19 protein-coding genes are annotated in these 18,403 nt (G+C 74.7%); 4 read left to right on the top strand and 15 right to left on the bottom strand.

Going from position 1 to position 18,403, the window contains the following annotated elements:
• Positions 1-237: 237 nt before the first annotated feature.
• Positions 238-1,347: a LacI family DNA-binding transcriptional regulator gene (locus AAHH18_RS03270; protein WP_343300558.1), complete on the top strand. Its 1,110-nt coding sequence runs from the start codon at positions 238-240 to the stop codon at positions 1,345-1,347.
• A 90-nt stretch (positions 1,348-1,437) separates the two neighbouring features.
• On the opposite strand, the gene AAHH18_RS03265 is transcribed toward AAHH18_RS03270, so the two are convergent.
• The 8 genes from AAHH18_RS03265 to AAHH18_RS03230 all read right to left on the bottom strand — a co-directional run bounded on the left by AAHH18_RS03265 (position 1,438) and on the right by AAHH18_RS03230 (position 8,877).
• A complete protein-coding gene (locus AAHH18_RS03265; protein WP_343300557.1) occupies positions 1,438-1,746 on the bottom strand; it encodes a hypothetical protein in 309 nt (102 codons plus the stop codon).
• A 161-nt stretch (positions 1,747-1,907) separates the two neighbouring features.
• Positions 1,908-2,381, bottom strand: coding sequence for a hypothetical protein (locus tag AAHH18_RS03260; RefSeq protein ID WP_343300556.1), 474 nt, complete (start codon positions 2,379-2,381; stop codon positions 1,908-1,910).
• Between the two features lie 245 nt (positions 2,382-2,626).
• Positions 2,627-3,046: a hypothetical protein gene (locus AAHH18_RS03255; protein WP_343300555.1), complete on the bottom strand. Its 420-nt coding sequence runs from the start codon at positions 3,044-3,046 to the stop codon at positions 2,627-2,629.
• Between the two features lie 13 nt (positions 3,047-3,059).
• Complete coding sequence (locus AAHH18_RS03250; RefSeq protein ID WP_343300554.1) at positions 3,060-3,383, bottom strand: hypothetical protein; 324 nt, start codon at positions 3,381-3,383, stop codon at positions 3,060-3,062.
• 94 nt (positions 3,384-3,477) lie between these two features.
• Positions 3,478-5,571, bottom strand: coding sequence for a glycoside hydrolase family 2 protein (locus AAHH18_RS03245; RefSeq protein WP_343300553.1), 2,094 nt, complete (start codon positions 5,569-5,571; stop codon positions 3,478-3,480).
• 41 nt (positions 5,572-5,612) lie between these two features.
• Positions 5,613-6,563: a carbohydrate ABC transporter permease gene (locus AAHH18_RS03240; protein ID WP_343300552.1), complete on the bottom strand. Its 951-nt coding sequence runs from the start codon at positions 6,561-6,563 to the stop codon at positions 5,613-5,615.
• A complete protein-coding gene (locus tag AAHH18_RS03235) occupies positions 6,563-7,465 on the bottom strand; it encodes a carbohydrate ABC transporter permease (RefSeq protein WP_283321371.1) in 903 nt (300 codons plus the stop codon). The genes AAHH18_RS03240 and AAHH18_RS03235 overlap by 1 nt, the downstream gene beginning before the upstream one ends.
• Complete coding sequence (locus tag AAHH18_RS03230; protein ID WP_343300551.1) at positions 7,462-8,877, bottom strand: ABC transporter substrate-binding protein; 1,416 nt, start codon at positions 8,875-8,877, stop codon at positions 7,462-7,464. The genes AAHH18_RS03235 and AAHH18_RS03230 overlap by 4 nt, the downstream gene beginning before the upstream one ends.
• A 125-nt stretch (positions 8,878-9,002) precedes the next feature.
• Here AAHH18_RS03230 and AAHH18_RS03225 point away from each other — a divergent pair, with 125 nt between their 5' ends.
• Together AAHH18_RS03225 and AAHH18_RS03220 are read left to right on the top strand one after the other, a co-directional pair.
• The gene (locus AAHH18_RS03225) at positions 9,003-10,052 is read left to right on the top strand and encodes a LacI family DNA-binding transcriptional regulator (RefSeq protein WP_343300550.1); all 1,050 of its coding nucleotides are present in this window, start codon (positions 9,003-9,005) and stop codon (positions 10,050-10,052) included.
• 102 nt (positions 10,053-10,154) lie between these two features.
• Positions 10,155-10,475, top strand: a complete 321-nt coding sequence (locus AAHH18_RS03220; protein ID WP_283321375.1) for a hypothetical protein — start codon at positions 10,155-10,157, stop codon at positions 10,473-10,475.
• Positions 10,476-10,511: 36 nt separating this feature from the next.
• Here AAHH18_RS03220 and AAHH18_RS03215 read toward each other — a convergent pair whose 3' ends face one another.
• Positions 10,512-12,800, bottom strand: coding sequence for a putative bifunctional diguanylate cyclase/phosphodiesterase (locus AAHH18_RS03215; protein ID WP_343300549.1), 2,289 nt, complete (start codon positions 12,798-12,800; stop codon positions 10,512-10,514).
• A 217-nt stretch (positions 12,801-13,017) separates the two neighbouring features.
• Between AAHH18_RS03215 and AAHH18_RS03210 the strand changes: the two genes are divergently transcribed.
• Positions 13,018-14,100 carry a fatty acid desaturase family protein gene (locus AAHH18_RS03210; RefSeq protein WP_343300548.1) on the top strand — a complete coding sequence of 361 codons (1,083 nt, stop codon included), beginning with the start codon at positions 13,018-13,020 and terminating at the stop codon, positions 14,098-14,100.
• Positions 14,101-14,184: 84 nt separating this feature from the next.
• Here AAHH18_RS03210 and AAHH18_RS03205 read toward each other — a convergent pair whose 3' ends face one another.
• The 6 genes from AAHH18_RS03205 to AAHH18_RS03180 form a co-directional block, all read right to left on the bottom strand.
• Complete coding sequence (locus tag AAHH18_RS03205; RefSeq protein ID WP_283321889.1) at positions 14,185-14,394, bottom strand: cold-shock protein; 210 nt, start codon at positions 14,392-14,394, stop codon at positions 14,185-14,187.
• A gap of 568 nt (positions 14,395-14,962) precedes the next feature.
• Positions 14,963-15,574 (bottom strand): hypothetical protein, encoded by a 612-nt coding sequence (locus AAHH18_RS03200; protein ID WP_343300547.1) that lies wholly within the window; start codon positions 15,572-15,574, stop codon positions 14,963-14,965.
• Positions 15,571-16,248, bottom strand: a complete 678-nt coding sequence (locus tag AAHH18_RS03195; RefSeq protein WP_343300546.1) for a DUF6226 family protein — start codon at positions 16,246-16,248, stop codon at positions 15,571-15,573. Before AAHH18_RS03195 ends, AAHH18_RS03200 begins: the two co-directional genes overlap by 4 nt.
• Before the next feature lie 74 nt (positions 16,249-16,322).
• Positions 16,323-16,607: a hypothetical protein gene (locus AAHH18_RS03190; RefSeq protein WP_343300545.1), complete on the bottom strand. Its 285-nt coding sequence runs from the start codon at positions 16,605-16,607 to the stop codon at positions 16,323-16,325.
• 170 nt (positions 16,608-16,777) lie between these two features.
• Positions 16,778-17,401 carry a DUF47 family protein gene (locus AAHH18_RS03185; protein WP_222171465.1) on the bottom strand — a complete coding sequence of 208 codons (624 nt, stop codon included), beginning with the start codon at positions 17,399-17,401 and terminating at the stop codon, positions 16,778-16,780.
• Positions 17,398-18,369, bottom strand: a complete 972-nt coding sequence (locus AAHH18_RS03180; protein ID WP_283321382.1) for an inorganic phosphate transporter — start codon at positions 18,367-18,369, stop codon at positions 17,398-17,400. Before AAHH18_RS03180 ends, AAHH18_RS03185 begins: the two co-directional genes overlap by 4 nt.
• Positions 18,370-18,403 lie beyond the last annotated feature (34 nt).

Genomic DNA, 18,403 nt, shown 5'->3' with positions numbered 1-18,403 from the left:
TGCGCCACGCTTCATCGCGTCGCTCCTCGCTTCCCGGGACCCGTGGTCCCCCCGTGCTCCGGGCGCCTCGACGCGGCCGGAGCGCCGGTCTGTCGTGACCGGGCTGCGGCTAGTAAACCGGTTTGAACGACGATGGTCAACCATGAGTTCATGCGGGGTGCGATCCGGGACGATCGGCGCGAAACGGGCGCTCCGGTTTACTAAACCGGTGAGGAGGAGGTGCGCTACGATGCGGCGGTGGACGTAGAACCCGCACCAGGCGCCGGCGCCGTGACCGGCACTCCGGCCGCGCGCGCGACGAGGCCGGAGCCCCGAGGACGCCGCACGACCATCGGCGACGTCGCCGAACGCGCCGGGGTCTCCAAGAGCGCCGTGTCGTTCGTCTTCAACGGGCGTCCCGGCGTCAGCGAGGCGGCGCGCACCCGCATCCTCGAGGCCGCCCGCGAGCTCGACTGGCGGCCCGACTCCCGGGCGCGGGCACTGTCCCGCAGCCGCGCGCAGGCCCTCGGCCTCGTCATCCGCCGCGAGCCCGAGCTGCTCAGCACCGACCCGTTCTTCCCGCACTTCGTCGCCGGCGTCGAGAGCGCCCTGTCGTCGTGCGGCTACGCCCTCATGCTCCAGGTCGTCGACGGCGAGGAGTCCGAGAGCGCCGCCTACCACCAGTTCGCCCGCGAGTCGCGGGTCGACGGCGTGTTCCTCACCGACCTGCGCACCGACGACGAGCGGCCCGACACCCTCGACCGGCTCGGCGTGCCGTACGTCCTGGTCGGCCCCGCCGCGCCCGTCGAGGGCCGGCCGCGCCCCCTGAGCGTCGACGACGAGGCCGGCGTCCGCCGCGCCGTCCGCCACCTCTACGCGCTCGGCCACCGCCGGATCGCGCACGTCGCCGGCGCCGACGGCTACGTCCACTCCGAGGTCCGCCGGCGCGGCTGGGCGGCCGAGATGGCCGAGCTCGGGCTGGAGGCCGGGCTCGTCGTCACCGCGGACTTCTCCGGGGCGTCCGGGGCGCGCGCGACGCACGAGCTGCTCGACCTCCCCCACCCGCCCACGGCCGTCGTCTACGCCAACGACCTCATGGCGATCGCGGGCATCTCCGTCGCCACCGACCGGGGCGTCCGCGTGCCCGACGACCTCTCGGTGGTCGGCTTCGACGACGTCCCGCTCGCCGAGTACGTCGTCCCGCCGCTCACCACCGTGCGGCAGGAGGTCATCACCTGGGGCCGCGAGTGCGCGCGGACCCTCGTGGCCGTCGTGGAGGGCCGGGAGCCGGAGGAGCCGCTGCTGCCGCCGGTCGCGTTCGTGGTGCGGGGCAGCACCGGCCCGGTGCGGCAGCGCGCGGACGCCTGACCGGACGCGGAGGCACTCACATCCATCTTTCCGGGAGACCGGGCCAGGATCCCTTCCCTGTGATGACGGCACGGCGCTCGTCGACACCGTTCAGCGCCACTGGAACGTGAAGTTCCATCCCAGTGCGTCGGCAGCGAGGTCCGAAAGACCCGGGTGGCGACGCTTCATCTCGGCGGCGACCTGCCGTCCTGCGTCTCCCAGACTGGTGCGCGACCACTCCACCGGGAGGGCGAGCGACTCGGCGACCATCTGCTCGACGGTGGATGTCCTGGAGGGACTCCCCCTGCGGACCGCGACCGCATCGGCGGCTTCTGCATCGACCCGCGGGAAACCCCCGCGCTTGTACCCGAGGTAGGCCACGACGGCTTCGCTCAGCGTGTCGGAGTCGGATGAGGTCACGGGTAGATCACCACGTCTTTCGTCGGTCAGCGGATCAATCCGCACGATCTGGGTCCCGTCCGGACTGCGGCGGAGAACTGGCAGCTCGGGCGCCTCCGTCCCGCGCAGCCGCACGCGCTCCTCGCGCGTTCTCCTGAGTGCCGCGATCGAGCTGCCCGAGCTCAGAAGCCGCCGAGCGAGCTGATGACGCCCCCGCCCCCCAGCCCCATGTACTTGCCGAGCGGAGATGAGCTCACCGGTTCGCCTGCGTCCAGGTGCTCGGCGTGCGCCAGCAAAGGAGCGGTCACCGCTGTCGTCTCCTTCACTCCGCGAGCCCTGAGCTCGTTCGCCAACGCGCGTGCCACCTCCGCGGGTACGCCCACGACCGCGCCTCCGTGCACCTCGATCAGCGGGACCACTGCGTACTTCCAGCCGATCCCGCGGGACACCATCAGCTCCGTCCGCCGCTTGTCGGAGGTGAGCACGGCGACGGCCTTCCGATCGAGCCGGACGGGGCCGTTGCGCAGCGAGCGGCGCTCCGGGTCGAGGAAGCCCGAGTCACGGTCCAGGCGGGCGACCACCACGCCATTCTTGGCCGGGTCCAGCGCGCGAACGGACACGATGCCGCCGCCGGCCGACGGTTGGGTGCTGGTCACGTGTAGTCCTCCTCTGAGCCTCGGACCTGTCGCGTCACGGTACCGAGGGGCTTGGCGCTCGGCCGCGACCGCCGGCCAGCCGAGCCAGTTCCTCGAAGAACACCCGGCGCGCTGCGGTCGACGACGTGGAAGTCCAGCCCATCGAGGCACCCAGCGCGCAAGCGCTCCTCGCGCAGCGCTGCCAGCGCCCGAGAGCTGACACGATCGCGCCGCTGTGCGGGGTCACGCCTGTCGACGACCATCCGCTACGGCAGTGGCGGCGGCGGGGCGAACCGCTTGGCGACAGCGGTGGTCGCCTCCGGGCTGAGCCGGGGCGGCGCACCAGCTCGCGCGCGAGAGAGAAGCTTGTCCGGAACGCGCGCACCGTATCGGCGGACGTAGTAGGCGAGGTCCTCCGACCACACGAACTCGCCGTCCGACAGCACGTTGATCCCCGCCACGTCGCGGTGCACCGGCTCGATGGCGTCGTCGGCACGCGCCGTCGTCGCGACGATGACGCTTCCCTGCTCGAGATATCGGGCGACTGCCTCACGCACGTCAGGCTCGAGCGGGTCGACGACGGCGTCGTGGATGCTCGGGCCCTCAGGGTCCCCGTGACGGAGCTCCCTGAAGAAGCCCAGGTCAGGGCGCGCACACCACGCCGCCCGAGCCTCCTGATCGCTCACGGAGTCCGGCCGTTCACTCCCAGGCGGACGGGTCGGTCCGCCGCCCCTCGGCCGACGCGGTCACCATCTGGTCGAAGGTCAGCACCGATGCGCCGAACAGCAGCGAACCGTCCCGGTGCACCAGCAGCTGTCCTCCCCCACGCACGGGCTTCCAGAAGTAGTACGCATCGACCTCTGGCACCGGCCGGGAGTGACGCCGGGCATCGGTCGGCGACATCTCCAGCAGCCGTGCGGCGACGGCGACGGCCACCCCCAGGGCGGCGCGCTCCTGCGCGGCCCGGACGTCGGCCTGGACACGTTCGATGGCGGCGTCGGGGTCGTCGAGGGGGAAGGCCACCCGACGGACCGTAGCCAGGGACGGCGCAGCCCCGGCGCGACCTCCCACCGGTCGTGAGAGGTCGCGCCGGGGGCGCGCGCTCAGTCCGCGGCGGTCACCCGCCGGTGCGCGCCCCGCGGCGGTTCGGCGCCTCGACCGGCGCCGCGTCGACGTACGCGCGGGCGCGCACCTGCCCGTCCTCGTCCTCCAGCCACAGGTGCAGCCGCGCGGCGGGCGCGTCGCCAGGGGCCGGCACGGTGACGCGCACGGCCGCGCTGAGCTCCCAGGGCTCGGCCTTCACCGGCTCGGACTCCGCCTGCGCGGGCACCGGCTCGGCACCGAACGGCGTCCCGGCCGGCACCCAGGCGGCGCGCACCCGCCCCAGCACGGGCGACGGCCCGTGGTGCGACACGTGCACGTCGAGCGTCAGCGGCGCCGTCGGCACGGGGATGTCGGCACCGGCGTGGGCGGGCACCAGGTCGATCACGAGGGTGGTGGGCGCGTTGACGTCGCGGGGGTCGACGCCGCCGAGGTCCTTGGGGCGGCGGTCGGCGTCCCGCAGGCCGGCCATCTCGTGCTCCACGTCGGTGAGCTCGGTGTAGACGTAGCCGGCGAACCGGTCGTGGCGGCGCAGCTCCTGGGTCTGCCAGCGCAGGTGCCACCCGCGCTCCAGCGACGTGAACCCGGCGCCGTACTCGCTGTTGAGCACCGGCACGCCCCCGCGGGGGAACGCCGCCGACCCGTACAGCGACTTGTCGACCACGAAGTCCGGCCCGAGCTTCACGGGGAAGTCCTCGCGGCTGCCGTCCGCGAGCGCCGCGAGGTTCGCCGCCCACGCGGCGGGGTCCTCGTCGTAGTAGTGCCAGTCGACGAGGTCGGTGCGCACGTGCGACCAGCCGGAGTTCTCGACCACGGGCCGGGTGTCGTCGAGCGTGCGCAGCAGGTCGTAGGCGCGGGCCGCCGCCTCCGCGCGCGCAGGGGATCCGGGGATGTCCCAGTCGAGGCCCCACTCCTCGTTGTACAGGCCCCAGATCACGATGGACGGGTGGTTGCCGTCGCGCTCGACCATCGGGGCGAGCTGCGCCTCGAACGCGGTGGCGGCGGCGTCACTGAACCGGCTGGGGGCCGGCGGCTCCGCCCAGACGAGCATCCCCATCCGGTCGGCGGCGTGCAGCCAGCGGGGGTCCTCGAGCTTGATGTGCTTGCGCACGAGCGTGTACCCGAGGTGGCGCGCGAGCTCGAGGTCGGCGAGCAGCGCGGCCTCGTCGGGGGCCGTCGGCCCGGTGCGCGGCCAGTAGCCCTGGTCGAGGACGCCGGTGACGTAGAGCCGCTCGCCGTTGAGCAGCAGGTGCTCGCCGCGGACCTCGACGCGGCGCAGGCCCGCGGTCACGCGGACGGTGTCGGCGTCCTCCTCGGGCGCGCCGTCGGCGCGGGTGGTGACCGCGAGGACGTACAGGTGCGGGTCGGCGGGGCTCCACAGCCGGGGGTCGGCCGGCTCGACGCGGCCGCGGGCGACGCCGTCCGCGCCGGCCACGAGGTCGACGCCCTCGCGTCCTGCGGAGCCCTCGGCCACCTCGACGGACACCCGCGCGCCGGCCGGGGCGTCGCCCGCGACCGCCACGGTGACGTCGAACCCGGTGAGCGAGTCGCCGCGCACCGCGACGGACGCGGCGTGGGTGCGGCCGCGCGCCTCCAGCCAGACGCTCTGCCAGATGCCGGACGTCGGCGTGAACGACACCCCGTCGTAGTCGTCGCGCGGGATCGAGCGCTGCTTGCCGTGCGGGATCGCGCGCTTGTCCGCGGGCGCCTCCACGTCGACCTCCAGCACGCCGGTCGACCCCGCCGCGAGGACGCCGGTGAGGTCGACCTCGAACGGCGTGTGCCCGCCGACGTGCTCGGCGACCGGCACCCCGTCCACCCGCACCACCGCGCGGTGGTGCACGGCGCCGAAGCACAGCACGGCGCGCGACCCGGCCCACGCGGCCGGCACGCTCAGCGTCCGCCGGTACGTGGCGCGCTCCAGCCACGTGCGGGCCACGCCGGACGCGGCCGTCTCCCACGCGAACGGCACGACGACGGGCACGGTGCCGTCGGGCAGGTCGAGCTCCCAGGTGCCGTTGAGCGGGACCCAGCGGTCGGATCGGTCACGGTCGGGCCGCGGGTACTCGGGGCGCGGGACGGACGCGACGCGCGGCAGGGCAGCAGACATCGGGTGGAGCCTTTCGACAGGGTCGGCGAAGGAGTGCGGGGTCAGCCCTTGACGCTTCCGGCGAGGATGCCGTTGATGAAGTGCCGCTGGAGGGCGATGAAGATCAGCAGGAGCGGGACGAGCGCGATCGACGCGGCGGCCAGCAGCTCGCCGGTGACGGTGGCGTAGTCGGCGCCGATGCGGTTGCCGGTGATGTTCTGCGCGAGCGTCGAGAGCACCACCTGGAGCGTGGCCATCCGGGAGGACGACGCGGCGACGACCGGCCAGACGAAGTCGTTGTAGATGTTCATGACGGTGAGCACCGCCAGGCCCGCGAGCGCCGGCCGGATGACCGGCAGCACGATCCGCCAGAAGATGCCAAACTCGGTGGCCCCGTCGACGCGCGCGGCGTCCAGCAGCTCGTCCGGGACGGCGGCGATCACCTGGCGCATCCAGAAGATGGCGAACGCGTCGACCGCGCCCGGCAGGATCAGCGCCTGGTACGTGTTGACCCAGCCGAGCTCCTTCATCTCCAGCAGCAGCGGGATGATGAGGACGATGGTCGGCAGCATGAGCGTGATGAGCACGGTGCCGAACAGCAGGTCCCGGCCGCGGAACGTGTACTTCGCGAACGCGTAGGCGGCGAGCGGCGCGCAGAACAGCGTGATCGAGCCCTTCACCACCAGCACGACGGCCGTGTTGAGGAACCCCCGGCCGATCGGCACGTCCGTGAACATGCGCCGGAAGTTCTCGACCGTGAACGCCGACGGGTCGACGCCGAGCGGGTCGCTGATGATCTGCGTGGCCGGCTTGAACGCCGAGACCAGCGCCCAGACGACCGGCGCGAGGAACGCGAGCGCGAGCACCAGCAGGAACGCCTGCGACCCGAGGGTACCGGCGAGCTCCCGGCGGGGACGGCGCCCGCCGTCGCGACGGGGGGATGCGCCGGCGGCTGCGGCGCGGCGGGGCAGGGCGGCGGCCGGCGCGGTGTGCGCGGAGACGGGGGCGGTCATCAGTCCTCCGACCGGAGCAGCCGCACGAACAGCAGCGACAGCGCCATGACGACGATCACGAGCAGGAACGAGTTGGCCGCGCCCGTGCCGAGGTCGGCGCGGGTGATGTGGTCGTACAGGTGCAGGCCGGCCGTGGTGGTGGACCCGTACGGCCCGCCGTCGGTGACGACGTACGGCTCGGCGAACATCTGGAACACCGCGAGCGTCTGCAGCACCACCGAGAACATCAGCGTGCGGCGCACCAGCGGGACCGTGATGCTCCACAGCTGCCTGCGGGGCGAGGCGCCGTCGATGGACGCGGCCTCGTAGACGCTGCGGTCGATGGACTGCAGCCCGGACAGCAGGATGATCACGATGAACCCGGTGGTCTTCCACAGGAACAGCAGGGCGAGCGTCGGCTTGGCCCAGGCCGTCGTGGTCAGCCAGCCGACGTCCGGCAGCCCGACGAGGTTCAGCAGCCCGTTGACGGCGCCGTAGTCCCGGTCGAACACCACGACCCAGATCTGCGCGACCGCGACCAGCGGCGTCACGAACGGCACGAGGAACGCGATCCGGTAGAACCCGCGCATCCGCACCTTGGCGTTGTCCAGCAGCACGGCGACGACCAGCGCCAGCACCATCTGCACCGGGACGATCAGCAGCCACAGCACCGCGGAGTTGCCGAGCGACGACCAGAACGCGTCGTTGCCGAGCAGGTAGGTGTAGTTGCCCAGGCCCACCCACTCGGCGGCGCCGGAGCCGCGCCAGCTCGTGAACGACAGCCGCAGCGTGAACACCATCGGGTAGACGCTGAAGGCGACGAACAGCGCGACGAACGGCAGGACGAAGACGTAGGGGGCCACGGCCCGGGGCAGGTGCGGGCGGCGCCTGCCCCGGGTCGTCGCGACGGCGGCAGCGGTCACTGCCGGTCCACGAGGTTGCTCTGGATGTCGGCGGTCGCCTGCTCGATCACCTGGTCGGGCGTGAGCTCGCCGTCGAGCATCCGCTGCACGTCCGTGCCGAGGTAGTCGACGGCGCCCGCCCACCACGACGGCGTCGGGGCTCCGCCGGGGATCTGCGCGCCGGCCTCGACGGCCGTGGTCCACAGGTCCTGGTCGCCCAGGCCCGCCACCGGGCCGAACAGCGGCGCGGACGGGTCGGCGGCCGGCAGGTACGCGGGGATCGACGTGGCCAGCCCGTTCGGGTAGGTGTCGTTCGGGCCCCACACGGCGGAGTAGCCGGCCTCGTCGAACATGAGGAACTCGTAGAACAGCCACGCGAGGTCGGCGTTCTCCCCCGCCTTCGGCAGGACGAACGACGAGCCGCCCATCGCGCCGGACCGGGCGCCGCCCTCCTCCCAGGCCGGCAACGGCATGGCGCGCCAGTCGCCGGTGGTCTGCGTGAGCTGCTGCTCCGGGGCGAACGAGAACCAGATGGCCCACGGGTAGAACACCTGGCGGCCGTCCTCGAGCGGGCCGACGTCGCTCGGGGACAGGTACTCGGCGCGCGTGCCCAGCCCCTCGGACTGCACGGTGTCGAGCCACCCGAGGATCTGCCGGTAGGCGTCGGAGTCGAGCCGCAGCTCGCCGTCCTCGTCCGCGATCGACGTGCCGAGCTGGCTCGCGTACATCTCGAGCTGGAGCTGCCCGAGGAACGCGCTCTGCTCCAGGTGGATCGGCTGCGCGTCCGGCACCGCCTGCTGGTACTGCCGCGCGGCGTCGAGCAGGTCGTCGTAGGTCTCGATCTGCGTGGCGTCGACCCCGGCGGCCTCGAGCGCGGTCGCGTTGTAGAACAGCAGGCCGGGGTCGAGGTCGAACGGCACGCCGTAGATGCCGCCGTCGAGCGAGTTCACGTCGACCTTCTGCGGCGCGATGTCGTCGACGTACGGCGCGAGGACGTCGCTGAGGTCCCACAGGTAGTCCGCGTACCCGGCGACCTTGGCGTCGTCGAGGAACACCCCGTCGGGGACGTCCGTCTCGGTGATGAGCGTGTTCTGCAGCTTGGCGTCGATGTCGACGGCCTCGTGGTGGACCACGACGTCCGGGTAGACCTCGTTGAAGTCGTCGATGACGGCGTCGAAGACCTCGAACAGGTCGCCGGAGCGGTCCCAGATGGTGATCTCGCCGCTGGGGCTGCCGGTCGGCGCCTGGAGGCGGTCCGGGTCGGCGGACGTGGTGCCGGACCCGCCGGCCCCGTCGTCGGACCCGCCCGAGATGGACGGCCCGCAGGCGGCGAGGACGGTGGTGGCGGCGAGCAGGCCCGCGGCGATCGCGAACGGGCGGGGGCGCGTCCGGGCCGCGGGGGCGGTCCGCGGACGGCGGTGGGTCGGGTGCATCGGCACTCCCTCGTGCGAGCAGGGGTGCGGCGGCTCCGCACCTCTTTGCCAACGTGTGCAAACTAGCGCGGCTTTGCACACGATGGCAAGCCCCTATGCTGGGGCTCGACCGACGAGGGGGTGCCATGGCCGCGACACTGCGGGACGTCGCCGAGCACGCGCAGGTCTCCGTGCGCACGGTGTCCAACGTGGTCAGCGGCTACGCGCACGTCAGCGAGAAGATGCGCCGCCGCGTGCTCACCGCCATCGAGGAGCTCGACTACCGGCCGAACCCCGTCGCGCGCACCCTGCGGACCGGCCGCACGGGCGTCCTCGCGCTCGTCGTCCCCGAGATCGACCTGCCCTACTTCGCCGAGCTCGCCCGCGAGATCATCAACGCCGCCGCCCGGCACGGGTACCGCGTGATGGTCGACCAGACCGGGCACGACCACGAGCGCGAGCGCGAGCTGCTCACCGGGGCCGACCGCACCATGCTGTTCGACGGCGTGCTGTTCAGCCCGCTCGTCACCCGCGCCGAGCTGCTCGAGATGCAGCCCGCGACGACCATGCCGCTGGTGCTGCTCGGCGAGCACGAGTTCGACGGCCGGTACGACCACGTCGCCATCGACAACGTGCAGGCCGCCCGGGACGCCGTCACCCACCTGCTCGCCCGGGGCCGGACGCGCGTCGCCGCCATCGGCGCCCAGCCCGAGGAGTCCTACGCCACGCCCCAGCAGCGGACCACCGGGTACGAGCGCGCCCTCCGGGACGCCGGCCTGCCCGTCGAACCCGAGCTGATGCGGCCCGCCGCGCACTACCGCCGCGCCGACGGCTACCGCGCCACGGAGGCCCTGCTCCGGCTGCCGGACCGACCCGACGCGATCTTCTGCTACTCCGACCTGCTCGCCACCGGCGCGATGCGCGCGGTGTTCGACGCCGGCCTGCGCGTCCCCGAGGACGTCGCCGTCATCGGCGTCGACGACATCGAGGAGGGCCGCTACTCCCGGCCCACGCTGAGCACGGTGTCCCTGGACACGCCGTTCATCGCGCGCGAGGCCGTCGCCCGCATCACCGCCCGCATCGGCGACCCGGACACGCCCGCCGTCGAGGTCACCGCCCCGCACACCGTGCTCGCGCGGGAGAGCACGGGCGGGCCCGACGGAGCGGACCGGGACGTCCGGGACGCCCGGGCCTGAGCGGCGAGGGCCGGACGTCACCGCACGGCGGCGCCCCGCGACCCCGCTCGACCCCCGAAGGGCCCTGGTCCCGCCGCCGGGCCCGGTGCCACGATGACGCGCATGGAGCCCCGCGCCCGCACCCGCACCCTCGCCGTCGCCGGCCTCGCGGCGGCCACCCTGCTGCTGCTCGCGGCCTGCGCGGCCGGCGTCAACCCGGAGGTCGGCACGCCGCCGCCCGGCTCCGAGGCACCGGCCGGGTTCTGGCTGGGCCTGTGGCACGGCGTCATCCTGCCGGTCACCTGGATCGTGTCGCTGTTCACCGACACGGTGACGCCCTACGAGGTGCACAACAACGGCAACTGGTACGACGTCGGGTTCGTGCTGGGGATCTCGATCGTCTTCGGCGGGCCGCTCGGCGCCCGCCGCTCACGCCGGCGCTGATCGGCACCGGCCCCCGGCCGGGACCCGCGCCCGCTCTCAGGCGCGGGCGTGCGCCCCGTCCGCCATGCGCCGCAGCGTGGCCGTGAGCTCCGCCGCGGGCAGCGGGCGGCTGTGGAAGTACCCCTGCGACCGGTCGCAGCCGAGCCGGCGCAGCACCCCCAGCGTCTCGGCGTCCTCCACACCCTCCGCCACGACGTGGAGCCCCAGGTGGTGCCCGAGCTGCACCGTGCCCGCGACGATCGCGCGGGTGCGCGGGTCGGCCGTCAGCCGCGCGGTGAACGAGCGGTCGATCTTCAGCTCCTCCGCCGGCAGGTCGTTGAGGTAGGCCAGCGAGGAGTAGCCGGTGCCGTAGTCGTCGATGCTGACGCCGATGCCCTGCGCGGCGATCCGCTGCGTGACCCGGATCGCGAGCTGCGGGTCGCGCATGAGGCTGGTCTCGGTGATCTCGACGACCAGCCGGTCGGACGGCAGGCCCGCCGAGACGAGCGCCTGGTCGATCACGCCGAGCAGCTGCGGCTCCTCGAGGCAGGACGTCGACAGGTTGACCGCGACCCGCAGGTCCAGGCCCTCGTCCCGCCAGCGCACCGCCTGGGCGGTCGCCTGGCTCAGCACCTGCCACGTGACGAGCTGCATCACGCCGTGCGCCTCGGCCAGGTCCAGGAACGCGACGGGCGGCAGCACGCCGTGGGTCGGGTGGTCCCAGCGCACCAGGGCCTCGACGCCGACCGGCCGGCCCGTCGCCACGTCCACCTGCGGCTGGTAGTGCAGCACCAGCCGCCCGTGCTCGCCCCCGGTGGTCGTGAGCATCGCGCGCAGGTCCTCGAGCAGCTCCCGCTCGGCCCGCGCCCGGATGTCGGCCTCGTGGTCGAACACCCGGATGCCCCCGCCCGCGCGCTTCGCCAGGTACATCGCGGCGTCGGCCCGGCGCAGCAGCTCGCCCTGGGCGCGGCCCTCCAGCGCGGTGCAGGCCACGCCGATGCTGGAGGCGACGTGGATCGTGCGGTCGGCGACGTCGACGGGCTCGGCGACGGTGGCCGCGAGGCGCTGCGCGACCCGCACCGCCGCCGGCGCGTCGGAGCCCGGCAGCACGACCGCGAACTCGTCGCCGCCCAGCCGCGCCAGCAGGCCGCGGCCGGCCACGGCCTCGTCGAGCCGGGCGGCGACCGCCACGAGCACCGCGTCCCCGACGGCGTGGCCGAAGCGGTCGTTGACGTCCTTGAACTTGTCGAGGTCGACGATGAGCAGCGCGGCGCCGCCCTCGCCGTCGGACGCGTCCGCGACCGCCTCGATCAGGGCGCGGCGGTTCGCGACGCCCGTCAGCGGGTCCGTCCGCGCCTCGATGCGCGACGTGGCGAGCTGCGACAGCTCGCCGACGAGGTGGAACACCCGGCCGCTCGCCGCGAACACCCCGAGCGCCGCCAGCAGCGCCACCGACCGGTCCGAGCCGGCCGTGAACACGTCGAGCAGCAGCAGCACGACCCCGGCGACGATGACGACGATCGAGCCCGTCGTCGTCGCCCGCGACGACGCGTACCGGCGGGCGCTGCGGGCGCGCGGCAGCATCGACGCCACCGCCAGCGCCACGGCGAAGCCCGTCCACGCGAGCACCACGCCGGGGCCCACGCCCGGGGCGTCCTCGCCGAGCCGCAGCGCCCGGAGCAGACCGCCGACCTCGATCAGCGCCAGCCCGGCGATCACGCCGACCAGCGTCAGCGCCCGGGCGTCCCGGCGCAGGTCCGCGATGGCGGACACCGTCAGCGCCGTGCCGAGCATCACCGTCATGACCGCGAGCCGGACCAGGTGGCCGACGAGGGCGACGACCGGCACCGCGGCGGCAGCGCCGTCCGGGAGCTGGCGCACCACCCACAGCCCGAGGGCCAGCGCGCACAGCGTCGAGCCGATCGCGTTCAGCCAGTCCCCCGGGTCGGAGACCGCGGTGCGGAGCCGGTTCCAGCGCACCAGGCCCTGGTACGCGACCGCCGACGCGAGGACCGCCCCGGCCGTCAGGCCCACGCCGTCGAGGTCACCGGGCAGCGCCCGCACGGCCAGCTCGACGACGAGCCCGACGGCGACGACGGCGGCGGACCGGGCCGCCCAGCGCCACACCTGGGCGTCCGTGCCCGTGAGCTGGCGGACCCGGGCGCGCAGCGCGACCGCCGCCACGGCGGCCGTCACCGCCCCCGCGGCCACGCCGAGCTCCGGCGGAGCGGAGACGGCGGCGACCACGGCGACGAGCGTCAGGACCGCGAGGGCACGCACCGCCCAGCGCAGCCGCGGCGCGGCGTCGGCCGCTGCGCCGGACCGGTGCGGGGATGCGCGGAACATGCCTTGATCATCGGCCCCGAGGCCCCGGCCTGGAGCGCGGGCCGCAGCGATTCACCCGGTCCTCGCGGGTGATCCGGGACACGTCCGGGACGACCGAGGCGTGGGCACTCCGGCGCCTCCGGCAGGTCCCGGGGTACCGTGGGGTGATCCGAACGATCGAGCGCCTCGCTCACGCCACGGCTGGGAAGCCGACCGACCCCCACCGTTCGGAGACCCCGTGCCCGCATCCCCTCCCGTCGCCACGCGCACCTCGGCCGCCCAGAGCGCCGTCACGGGCTCCTACCAGGAGCTCTCGCAGCAGGTCCGGGAGGCCGGGCTGCTGACGCGCACGACCGGCTACTACGTGGGGCTGCTGGTCGGCCTCGGGGTCGCCCTCGCCGCGCTCGTCGCCGGGTCGGTGCTGCTCGGCCACTCCTGGTTCCAGCTGATCGTCGCCGGTGCCCTCGGCATCGTGCTGACGCAGTTCGCGTTCGTCGCGCACGAGGCGTCCCACCGCCAGGTGCTGGCGTCCGGCCCGGCGAACGACCGGCTCGGGCGCGTGCTCGCCAACGGCGTGGTCGGCATCAGCCACTCGTGGTGGATGTCGAAGCACTCGCGGCACCACGCCAACCCGAACCGCGTCGGCAAGGACCCGGACATCGCCCCGGACACCATCGTGTTCCTGGAGCAGGACGCGGTCGGGCTGGGACGGGTGAAGGCGGCGCTGGCGCGCGTGCAGGGCTGGGCGTTCTTCCCGCTGCTGACGCTCGAGGGTCTGAACCTGCACGTCACGTCGATCCGCTCGCTGCTCACCGCCGAGCGCAGCCGCTCGCGGACCCTGGAGCTCGCAATGATCGCCGCGCGGCTCGCCGCGTACGTCGCGCTGGTGCTGTGGCTGCTGCCCGTGGGGCTGGCCTTCGCGTTCCTCGGCGTGCAGCTCGCCGTCTTCGGCGTCTACATGGGCGCGTCGTTCGCCCCGAACCACAAGGGCATGGCGATCATCCCGGAGGGCAGCCGGCTGGACTTCCTGTCCAAGCAGGTCCTCACGTCCCGGAACATCACGGGCGGGCGGTTCATGAGCGCCCTCATGGGCGGGCTCAACTACCAGGTGGAGCACCACCTGTTCCCCAGCATGCCGCGGCCGCACCTCGCGCGGGCCCGCCTGCTGGTGCGGGAGCACTGCTCCCGCCACGGCGTCCCCTACACGGAGACGTCCCTGCTGCGGTCGTACGCGATCGTCGTGCAGTACCTCAACCGCGTCGGGCTGGCCGCGCGGGACCCGTTCGACTGCCCGATCGTCCGGCGGTACCGGGCGGTCTGACCGCCTCGGCGCCGGGCCGTCACCCCGCGGGGTGACGGCGGGTGGTCCCGGCCGCCGGGCGAGGCCCGGCAGCCGGGACGCCGGTCACGCGAGCGGCCGGATGTTCGACGCCTGCGGGCCCTTGGGGCCCTGGGTGACGTCGAACTCGACCTGCTGGTTCTCGTCGAGCGAGCGGTAGCCGCCGGTCTCGGCGATCGCGCTGAAGTGCGCGAACACGTCCGGACCGCCGTCGGACGGGGCGATGAACCCGAAGCCCTTCTCGGCGTTGAACCACTTCACGGTCCCGTGGGTCATGATGTCTTCTCTCCTTCGAAGCGAGGCGACGCGACTGCGACGCCTCGAGCCGCGCCCCGAGGGGCACGGACAGTGGTGGCCGTGGAGCGTGCGCTGCACGGCGGCGGCCGGGGGGCGGACGCCCGCGAGCAGGGCGACGGCGCCCTGCCACGACGGGGCGACGCCCAGGGCGCGCGAGTGGTGGTCGTGGACGTGGTGGCCGTCGGCCTCGCGCGCCACCGTGCCGGCGTACTCGCCGGCGCGGGTCGCGACCCAGAGGTCGTCGTCGGCCTGCCGCCAGTCGAGGGCGGCGGGGGTCGTCGGCGCCGCGTCGGCCGCAGGGCGGCGGGCGGGGCGGACGAGGGTGGGACGGTCGGGACGAACGGTGGTGAACGTGGTGATGGTGACTGCTCTCACTCCGCGCGCCGTCGGCGGCTGCGGAGGTGGTCGGGGGGCGGGTCAGGGGTGGTCGCCGGCGTCGTGCGGGCGACGGGTCAGGCCCTGCCGCGGCGGGGAGGTCTCTCGTCCCCGCGGATCGAGTCCGGTCAGTCTACAGGACGGCGCCGCGGGGGCCCGGGCGGGCGGGCGCTCAGCCGCCGAGGTGACCGCCCACCGCGCCGGCACCGCCCGCCTTCGCGGCCGTGACCACGCCCGACGTGATGAGGGCCGCGAGCGGCGAGGCGGCCACGGTCCCCCCGGCGTCCAGGTGGTCGGCCTGCGCCCGCAGCGCCTGCGCGACCGGACGCGCCCCGCCCGCGCGGTGCGCGACGACGGTGTCCGCGAGCGCGCGCAGCAGCGACGGTGGCTGCGACTGCTCCACGTGGTCGGTGCGTGCGACCAGGGGCAGCAGCAGCGCCCGGCCCCGCGCCGGCTTCGCCCGCAGCAGCAGCGTGCCGCCGCCGTTCGGGAGCAGCGCGACCGACGTGCCCGGCTCGAGCCGGACCTCGCGGCGCCACACCCGGCAGCGGACGCGCAGCAGCGTGCCGGCGTCGGGGTCCAGCCACGTCGACTGCCACAGCAGCACCACGAAGAACAGGGCGAGGGCCGGGACGGCCGTGACCGCGTGGACCCGGTTCTCCGGCTGGGTGACCGCCAGGACGACCACCACGGCGAGTGCCGCGACCGCCGTGCCCGCGGCCGAGACGCGGCCGGACCGCGAGGAGAACCCCCGGACCCGGACCCGGGCACCGCCGTCGCTCATCCCCGTTCCCCCCACGGCGCTCCGGCGAACGCCTCGGTGCGCCACGGTAGCCGCACCCTCTCCCCCGCGTGCACCCGCCGGCACAGCTCCATCGCCCGGTCGAACCGCATCCGCCGGCCCCCGCCGGTGAGCTCGGCGCCGCCCGGCTGCCACGTCGCGCTCCACCGCGGGTGCCGCAGCACGACCGTCTCGCCCGCCACCACGTGGCCGATCGCCTGGTCGACCTCGTCCAGCAGCGCCTCCGACCCGGGGTCGCAGGCGTCGCACGCGCACACCGGCACCCTCTCGACGACGACGTCCGGGCGGACCACCGCGACCTCCAGCGGAGCCGGAAGCCCCGGGGTGTCGGCGTCGCCCTCCCGCTCGAGCAGCAGCAGACGCATCGCGCCGTCGCGCGGCGGCACGACCGCGAGCCCTCGGTCCTCCCCCGGCAGCGCCGTGCGGTCCTGCGGGCCGACCGGCTCGGTGCGCGCACCCAGGCGGGACACGAGCACGTCCACCCATGCTGTCGCGCGCGCGTGCACGATGCGGAACCGCTCCGGGTCCGTGACGCGGCCGTACTCGTCGTCCGCGGGGCTGGGGACGTCGGCGTGCGGGTCCGGCCACGACGGCAGGCCCAGGCGGTCGTACCGCCGGGCGACGTCGGCGCGCAGGTCGTCGAGGAGGAAGCGCACGAGCACGACCGTAGACGCCGCCGGAGGCCGACCGGTCGCGGACCCCGGCCGGGCGCCGTGCACGGCGCGCGGACTCAGACGCCCGGATCGAGCCACATCCCCCATCCGACGCCGCCCAGCGTCACGAGCAGCACCGCGAGAGCCCACCCTGCCGCGACCAGCTGACGACCCGGTGCGGGGTCGAGCCGCCACCGGTGCACCGCGGCGCCGAACGGCCACGTGAGGAGCCAGCCCAGGATCAACGCGACCCCGGCCACGACGCCGTGGGGCTCGCCGCCGAGCAGGAGCACGAGACCGATGAGGAGCACCGGGGCCGCGATCACCGGCCACAGCGTCCCGGCCGCCAGCAGCAACTTCACACGACTCCGTCCACGAACCACCGCCCCCGCGCCTGGGGTCCGGGCGACCATACCGATGCTCCCGACGGCGCGGCCGGGGACCACCGCCGACCGGTTGCTGCCCGACCCGCCGCGGGCACCTCGGGACTCCGCGCCCGGCGCCGACCTCCGGTCGCGCAGCGCTCGCCCCCTCACGTCCCGCGCTTGATCGCCGCGGTCGCCAGGTGGTCCGCCGCCTCCGACAGCCGGATCCCCACGATGTCGAGCCGCCGCAGCACCTCGCGGCGGCGGAGCGTGGAGTCGTCGAGCGGCTCGGCCAGCAGGCGGGACATGGCCGTCTGGTAGTGCGCGCGCACCGGGGTCTTCTTGGCCGCGAGCGCCGCGACCGCCACCCGCCCGACGTCGTCGCGCAGGCACGCCGTGGCACGGGCGAGCGCGCGCACGCCGTCGCGGATCTGCTCGAGCACGGGCACGCCGTCCGCGCCGGGGGCGACCCCGTACAGGTCGACCTCGCGGACGTAGTCGCGCAGGTTGTCCAGCACGTCGTCGACGGCCCGCGAGTAGGTGAACAGGTCCTCGCGGTCGAGGTAGCTGGTGAGCGCGCGCGTCAGCGACTCGACGACGTGCGCCCGCCAGGCGTCGCCCTCGTGCTCGACCGCCGCGACGGCCGCCCGCGCGTCGGCGACGCCGAGCGTGCCGCGGGTGAGCCGCAGCGCGATCGTCACGGCGTCCTCGGTCGCCCGGAGCTGGCCGGCGAGGCCGTCGACCAGGTCGTCCCGGGCGGCGCCCGAGATGCCGCGGACCAGCCGCCTCACCCGGCCCCGCGGCCGGCGGTCAGCCACGCGACGCCCGTCGCCACCAGGACGCTCGCGGGCACCGTCAGCACCCAGGCCAGCGCGACTCTTCCGGCGTACTCCCATCGGACTCTTCCTCTCCCTCGTGCGAGCCCGGCGCCCACGAGGGAGCCGGAGAGCGTCTGCGCCATGCCGACCGGGCTGCCGACGGCGGAGCTGGCGAGCATGACGGCGGCGGTCGTCGTCTGGGCGGTGACCGCGTCGAGGCCGCGGACCGCGAGGATGCCGCGGTTGACGGTCCGCTCCATGCGGCCGAGCCCGACGGCGGCGCCGGCGGTGAACAGCCCGGCGCAGAGCGCGAGCTGCCAGGCCACCGCGTCGACGGTCGCGGCACCGGGCGCGGACGCCACGGCGACGATCGCCAGCAGCTTCTGGGCGTCGTTGGCGCCGAACGCGAGGCACAGCACGACGTAGGACGCGACGTGCCAGCGCCGCACGGCCGCCGGGGAGACCCGGGACGCCGCGGACAGCCGGTGCACCAGGCCCGCGAGCGCGAGGCCGGCGAACGGCGCGGCCGCGACGAGCGCGAGCACGCGGCCGATCGCCGCCCAGCCCATCGCCTCCCCCGCCCCGAGGCCGCCGCCCGCGACGCCCGCGATGAGCGCGAGCGTGAGGCTGGTCGGCTGCCCCCACCGGCTCAGCACCCCGGTGACGACGAGCGCGGCGACGACGGCGGCCAGGAACACCGCGCGCCCGGTCGCGGGGTCGCCGCCCGGCGGGACGAGCTCCCGCGCCACGGTCCGCGCCACGGCGGTCCCCAGGAGCGGCGGCGCCAGGGCGATCGCGCACCCGAGCACGAGCAGCGCCGCCCACGGGCGCCCGCCGTGCACGCGCAGGCTCGTCGCGGCGATGGTCGCGCCGGCGTTGGACCCGTACACCAGCGCGAGCACGCCCGCCGCGACCAGCAGGACGACCGACCCCTCGGGCACGGCGGCTCCTCTCGTGATTTGCGTACGCGCTCTC

The sequence above is a fragment of the Cellulomonas olei genome (genome assembly GCF_039548315.1).
Lineage (GTDB): Bacteria > Actinomycetota > Actinomycetes > Actinomycetales > Cellulomonadaceae > Cellulomonas.
Note: the sequence above shows the minus strand (reverse complement) of the source record. Positions and strands in the feature narration are given on the sequence as shown.

Bases quoted from the DNA above. Each gene is read 5' to 3' on its own strand.
- AAHH18_RS03220 (WP_283321375.1), top strand. From the start codon at position 10,155: ATGGAGCCCCGCGCCCGCACCCGCACCCTCGCCGTCGCCGGCCTCGCG.
- AAHH18_RS03200 (WP_343300547.1), bottom strand. From the start codon at position 15,574: ATGAGCGACGGCGGTGCCCGGGTCCGGGTCCGGGGGTTCTCCTCGCGG.
- AAHH18_RS03215 (WP_343300549.1), bottom strand. From the start codon at position 12,800: ATGTTCCGCGCATCCCCGCACCGGTCCGGCGCAGCGGCCGACGCCGCG.
- AAHH18_RS03245 (WP_343300553.1), bottom strand. From the start codon at position 5,571: ATGTCTGCTGCCCTGCCGCGCGTCGCGTCCGTCCCGCGCCCCGAGTAC.
- AAHH18_RS03225 (WP_343300550.1), top strand. From the start codon at position 9,003: ATGGCCGCGACACTGCGGGACGTCGCCGAGCACGCGCAGGTCTCCGTG.
- AAHH18_RS03240 (WP_343300552.1), bottom strand. From the start codon at position 6,563: ATGACCGCCCCCGTCTCCGCGCACACCGCGCCGGCCGCCGCCCTGCCC.
- AAHH18_RS03205 (WP_283321889.1), bottom strand. From the start codon at position 14,394: ATGACCCACGGGACCGTGAAGTGGTTCAACGCCGAGAAGGGCTTCGGG.
- AAHH18_RS03230 (WP_343300551.1), bottom strand. From the start codon at position 8,877: ATGCACCCGACCCACCGCCGTCCGCGGACCGCCCCCGCGGCCCGGACG.